The organism is uncultured Agitococcus sp., from assembly GCF_937920075.1.
In the GTDB taxonomy this organism is placed as follows: Bacteria; Pseudomonadota; Gammaproteobacteria; order Pseudomonadales; family Moraxellaceae; genus Agitococcus.
Window position 1 is genome coordinate 1 of the sequence record NZ_CALETI010000081.1, and the last position, 5810, is coordinate 5810.

At 40.7% G+C, this 5810-nt stretch carries 5 protein-coding genes and 1 tRNA gene; 3 read left to right on the top strand and 3 right to left on the bottom strand.

Annotated features, from left to right (window positions below; genetic code table 11):
• Nucleotides 1-246: 246 nt before the first annotated feature.
• Both Q0212_RS03140 and Q0212_RS03145 read right to left on the bottom strand, forming a co-directional pair.
• Nucleotides 247-322: transfer RNA gene (locus Q0212_RS03140), tRNA-Asn, on the bottom strand.
• A 175-nt stretch (nt 323-497) separates the two neighbouring features.
• The gene (locus Q0212_RS03145; protein WP_297922088.1) at nt 498-1682 is read right to left on the bottom strand and encodes a pyridoxal phosphate-dependent aminotransferase; all 1185 of its coding nucleotides are present in this window, start codon (nt 1680-1682) and stop codon (nt 498-500) included.
• A 148-nt stretch (nt 1683-1830) separates the two neighbouring features.
• On the opposite strand from Q0212_RS03145, the gene uvrB reads away from it, so the two are divergent.
• From uvrB to Q0212_RS03160, 3 genes are read left to right on the top strand one after another with little or no spacing between them, the layout of a single operon-like run.
• Nucleotides 1831-3858, top strand: a complete 2028-nt coding sequence (gene uvrB, locus Q0212_RS03150) for an excinuclease ABC subunit UvrB (protein WP_297922091.1) — start codon at nt 1831-1833, stop codon at nt 3856-3858.
• Between the two features lie 10 nt (nt 3859-3868).
• Nucleotides 3869-4009 (top strand): hypothetical protein, encoded by a 141-nt coding sequence (locus Q0212_RS03155; RefSeq protein ID WP_297922094.1) that lies wholly within the window; start codon nt 3869-3871, stop codon nt 4007-4009.
• On the top strand, nt 3996-4217 hold the full coding sequence (locus Q0212_RS03160; RefSeq protein WP_297922096.1) for a hypothetical protein: 222 nt from the start codon (nt 3996-3998) through the stop codon (nt 4215-4217). Before Q0212_RS03155 ends, Q0212_RS03160 begins: the two co-directional genes overlap by 14 nt.
• Nucleotides 4218-4283: 66 nt before the next feature.
• On the opposite strand, the gene Q0212_RS03165 is transcribed toward Q0212_RS03160, so the two are convergent.
• Nucleotides 4284-5810: biotin/lipoyl-containing protein (locus tag Q0212_RS03165; protein WP_297922099.1), on the bottom strand; the 1527-nt coding region annotated here is incomplete at its 5' end.

The following is a 5810-nucleotide window of genomic DNA, read 5'->3' on the forward strand; positions in this document are numbered from 1 at the left end:
CGTCTGAGAGCTTGTAAGGTGCATCTTTAGGCTTTGCACTTTTTACGGCAGTATCGGTTAATTTATTGCTGTTGGTAGTTGCCATGTTGGTATCTTTTTTGATGGTAGTTGACTGATACCAACGAAAATACCAACAAAAAACTTGGCTTACAATATCTATAATGAACACTATAGACAATAAAAAAGCCTGTAAGTATTGCTACTACAGGCTTTCTTGTTCTAGGCTGAACACCTTAGAACTATATTTGGCTCCCCAACCTGGACTCGAACCAGGGACACACGGATTAACAGTCCGTTGCTCTACCGACTGAGCTATTGGGGAACGTCTGTCGGTGTGGACGCTATATTAGCTTAAATTTAAAAAAGGTCAATACTTTGAATGGTTTGATTGCTTAATTGTTGTGCAAAATGTGTGATTCTGCTTATTTTTTAATAATTATTAAATAACATATGCAAAAGTCCTCTCCTATTACTAGGAGAGGAGGCGCAATTAAAGCTTAGCCTTCAATTGCCTTTTTGATACGAGCAATTGCATCTTCTAAGGTCTTTAAGCTAGTTGCATAAGAAATACGCATGTGGCCATCTAAACCAAAGGCAGAACCCGGTACAACTGCAACACCCACGGTATTTAATAACACTTCAGAAAATTCTAAATCGTTCTTTAAACCCATTTTAGCAATTGCACCTTCAACATTAGCAAAGGCATAAAATGCACCGTCAGCAGGTGAGCAAGAAACACCAGCGATTTGGTTTAATGCACCAACTACATAGTCATGGCGCTCTTTAAATGCAGCAACCATTGGCTTTAATACGTCTTGATCGCCATTTAAAGCAGCTTCTGCGGCAACTTGAGACACAGAAGTTGGGTTAGATGTAGATTGAGATTGTACGTTTTTCATTGCACCAATGACTTTTGCTGGGCCAGCAGCATAACCAATACGCCAGCCAGTCATAGCATAGGCTTTAGAGACACCATTTAACACTAAAGTACGGTCATATAAATCTGGTGCAACAGTGACGATATTTACAAATGGCTCTTTAGTCCAAATGATATGTTCGTACATGTCGTCAGTGGCTACCCAAACGTGAGGATGTTTGCGTAAAACCTCAGCCAATGCCAATAATTCTTCTTTAGAATAAACCATACCTGTTGGGTTAGAAGGTGAGTTTAAGACTAATAATTTGGTTTTTGGTGTAATCGCTGCTTCTAATTGAGCAGGGGTGATTTTATAGTTTTGGGATTGTGGACATTCAATACAAACAGGTGTTGCATCTGCAATCAATACCATGTCTGGATAAGAAACCCAGTATGGTGCAGGAATAATGACTTCATCACCTTTGTTTAAAAAGGCTAAGGCTAAGTTGAAGAAGCTTTGTTTGCCGCCACAAGAAACCAAAATTTGATTCGCTTGATAATCTAAACCATTATCACGCTTTAATTTAGCAATAATTGCTTTTTTAAGACCAGCTGTACCATCAACAGCCGTGTATTTGGTAAAGCCATCTTGAATTGCTTTAATAGCAGCGGCTTTGATATGTTCTGGGGTATCAAAATCTGGTTCGCCAGCACCCAAACCAATAATATCTTTACCTGCCGCCTTTAATTCAGCCGCACGGTTAGTTACCGCTAAAGTAGGAGAAGGTTTGATGCTTAATACACGGTCAGATAAGCGTAGTTCCACGGAATTAACCTCTTGTTGATGTTAAAAACAACTTTAATACATTTAGGCTTTATACGACTTAACTTGTCGTATAAATTTTCATAACAGTATCTTAGTTTTAAGATGGGCGTAATAATACCGCAAAATATCGTCAGATAAGAGACCTAAAATGCAAACAAAACAGGCTTTTCAATTACAAACTGAATTTCAGCCTTCTGGCGATCAACCAACAGCCATTCAAGCCTTGTGCGATAGCATTCAACAGGGCAAGCAACATCAATTGTTATTAGGGGTCACAGGTTCAGGAAAAACCTTCACTATTGCCAATGTCATTGCCAAATTGCAACGACCAACCATTATTATGGCGCATAACAAAACCTTAGCTGCGCAGTTGTATAGTGAGTTTAAAAGTTTTTTCCCAAATAATGCCGTTGAGTATTTTGTGTCGTTTTATGATTACTATCAGCCTGAAGCTTATGTGCCGTCATCTGATACTTATATCGAAAAAGATTCCGCTATTAATGAACACATTGACCAAATGCGCTTGTCTGCCACTAAAGCCCTGTTAGAGCGGCGTGATGCGATTATTATTTGTAGTGTGTCAGCGATTTATGGTTTGGGTGATCCTGATGCCTATTTAAAAATGTTATTGCATGTGAGTCGTGGCGAACGAATTGACCAACGAGCTATTTTGCGTCGTTTAGCAGAAATGCAATATCAACGTAATGATTTAGAGTTTAGTCGGGGTACTTATCGGGTGAGGGGCGAGGTGATTGATGTTTTTCCTGCCGAGTCTGATGATGAAGCAATAAGAATCAGTTTGTTTGATGATGAAGTAGAGGGAATCCATTATTTTGACCCGTTAACGGGCGCACCATTGCGTAAAGCAGCACGAGTCACTATTTATCCAAAAACACACTACGTCACCCCCAAAGAGCAAATCGAACAAGCACTTGGCACTATTCGCGCCGAATTAGAACCGCGTTTGCAGTGGTTTATGGGCGAAAATAAACTGATTGAAGCACAGCGTTTAAAAGAGCGTACCCAATATGATTTAGAAATGTTGCAACAACTCGGTTATTGCAATGGTATCGAAAACTATTCGCGGCATTTGTCTGGACGAAAAGAGGGCGAAGCTCCGCCAACCTTGTTTGATTATGTGCCTGCCGATGCGCTGTTGGTAATTGATGAATCTCATGTCACCGTACCGCAAATTGGTGCAATGTATAAAGGCGATAGAGCGCGTAAAGAAAACTTAGTGAATTATGGTTTTCGATTGCCATCGGCTTTAGATAATCGACCAATGAAGTTTGAGGAATGGGAAAAAATTAGCCCACAAACCATTTTTGTCTCGGCAACCCCTGCCAATTATGAGCAAGAACATTGCCCGATTGCCATTGAGCAAGTGGTTCGGCCTACGGGTTTGGTTGATCCTGACATTGAAATCCGTCCTGCTTTTACCCAAGTTGATGATTTAATGTCAGAAATTAATGCGCGTATTTTGCTTAAAGAGCGGGTGTTGGTGACTACTTTAACCAAAAAGATGGCTGAAGACCTGACCGATTATTTGCGTGAACATAAGATCAAAGTGCGTTATTTACACTCTGATATTGATACCGTTGAACGTGTTGAGATTATTCGAGATTTACGTTTAGGCGTATTTGATGTGTTGATTGGCATTAATTTATTGCGTGAAGGCTTGGATATGCCCGAAGTGTCGTTGGTGGCGATTTTGGATGCCGATAAAGAAGGCTTTTTGCGCTCTGAACGTTCGTTGATTCAAACCATTGGTCGTGCTGCACGTCATGTGAATGGCAAGGCAATTTTATATGCAGAGAAAATGACAGGCTCAATGGAGCGTGCGATTAACGAAACAGAGCGCAGACGAGCTAAACAGATGGCATTTAATGCGGCACATGGTATTACCCCACGCAGTGTTTCTAAACCGATTTTTGATATTTTGGAAGTGTATGGTGGTGAAACCGCTAAACAAGCTGCTAATGATGCTAAAGAGCAAAAAATTGCCGAAGCTAATGCTGAATATGTAGTGTTAGAACCCAAAGTATTAGCTAAACGCATTAAAGAATTAGAGCAACAAATGTTAGCCAAAGCGCGAGATTTGCAATTTGAACAAGCGGCTAAAATCCGTGATGAAATGATGAAGTTAAAAGAACAATTGTTGGTTCAGCAAGTTTAAGGAGTTTAAAATGGGCAATCGTCACGATGTATATATTTGGGATGCAGATGTTTATGGCAAGCCTCAACACTTTGAAGAGGCGATGGATATGGCTCAACGCCTAGCATTTACCGACCGAAAAAGAACTAGCCAGTTTAATGTTGGCAGATAAAGAGGGCTATAAAACAGACCAAGGTATTTTATTTTGCCCTAAAGAAGAAGGCCAGTACGCCACATTTTGGACATCCACTACTCAAAAAAATAGTGAAGAAGCCAGTGTTGTGGTTTTTTATGAAGGCAAAGTTCGTAAATATCCCAAAGGTTATGGTTGTTTTGTCCGCTTGGTTAGAAATGGAAAAAATAGCATTCTTCGAAAATAAGAGATAACTCAGGTGTATCTCCTGCATTAAAAGAGATACACACAGATTGAGATTTTTAAATACAAATCACTTCAACAACACTTGTCCATCCTGAACCAAATCACCCACACCAACCCAAATTTCTTCAATGGTAAAATCGTCTTGGGCGACAATACGATGTTCCATTTTCATCGCTTCCAGCACTACTAAAGTTTCACCTTTGGTCACGGCTTGTTCGGCATTGACTAAAACGGCGGTAATGCGGCCAGTCATTGGTGCACAATAGCCTTTGTGTTGGTTTTGCTGTTGTTGACTTTGTTTATAAGGCTCTAATAAACGACATTGCCAAATCACACCTTCATGGGCTAATTGCAAACCATGACTATCCAGCGTCACTTGAAAACGTAAACGTTGCTGAGCATCTTGATAAATAAACTCATGGTTATCTTGTTTAAAGCTAAATTGTCCTTGTTGCTCGGCCTGTTGCCAAACAAAATTTTCACCTTGTTTTTGCAATTGTAGCTGTTGGTTTTGTTCGTTAACAACAAGTTGTAAGCTGCTATAGTTGTCACCTAATGTTCGCCATGCCACCAAATTTTGCCAAGGTGAATATAAATCATTGCTAACCACAGAGGCGCTTTGTTGTTGCTGTTGCCAATAATAAGCGGCAGCCACTAATAAAGCAGCTTGTTGATAGGGACTGTCTTGATTTAATAAGGCTTGATGGCGCAATACCAAAAAGTCAGTGGCTAAATGTTGACTATCGGCAAAATCAGGGTGAGCAATGACTCGTTGTAAATAACTCAAGTTATGGCGTAAGCCACTAATGCGAATATCGGCCAAGGTTTGTAATAAACGGGCAATAGCTAATTGACGATTTTCACCCCAAGCAATGACCTTGGCTAACATCGGATCATAAAAAGGGGAGATTTCATCACCCGTTTGAAAACCTGTATCAATGCGTTGCCAAGCGTGTTGTTGCTTGTAGCTAAATTGATTTAGCTTACCAATCGCAGGTAAAAAGTCATGGGCAGGGTCTTCGGCATATAAACGTACTTCAATGGCATGACCATTGGCTTTTAGATTTTCTTGCTGCAAGGTTAAATGTTCACCTGCGGCAATCCGTAATTGCCACTCGACTAAATCTAGGCCGCTAATCATTTCGGTGACGGGATGTTCAACCTGTAAGCGAGTATTCATTTCCATAAAGTAGAATTGTTCGTCGGCGTAGATAAATTCGATAGTGCCTGCGCTTACATAATTAATAGCCTTTGCCGCACTCACTGCAGCCTTATACATGGAAAGACGGGTAGATTCAGGCAAACCAGGCGCTGGAGCTTCTTCAATTACCTTTTGATATCGACGCTGGATGGAGCAATCTCGATCAAAAAGATGAATGACATTTCCTTCGTTATCCGCAAAAACTTGAACTTCAATGTGCCGGGGATTGCGAAGAAATTTTTCCAAGATAATGCGATTGTCACCAAAAGCTGACAGGGCTTCACGCTGCGCAGATCCCATAGCCGATGAGAATTCAGATTCTTCTTCGACAATACGCATTCCTTTACCGCCGCCGCCAGCAGCCGCCTTAATCAAAATCGGATAACCTATCTG

Bases quoted from the DNA above. Each gene is read 5' to 3' on its own strand.
- uvrB (WP_297922091.1), top strand. From the start codon at position 1,831: ATGCAAACAAAACAGGCTTTTCAATTACAAACTGAATTTCAGCCTTCT.
- Q0212_RS03155 (WP_297922094.1), top strand. From the start codon at position 3,869: ATGGGCAATCGTCACGATGTATATATTTGGGATGCAGATGTTTATGGC.
- Q0212_RS03160 (WP_297922096.1), top strand. From the start codon at position 3,996: ATGTTGGCAGATAAAGAGGGCTATAAAACAGACCAAGGTATTTTATTT.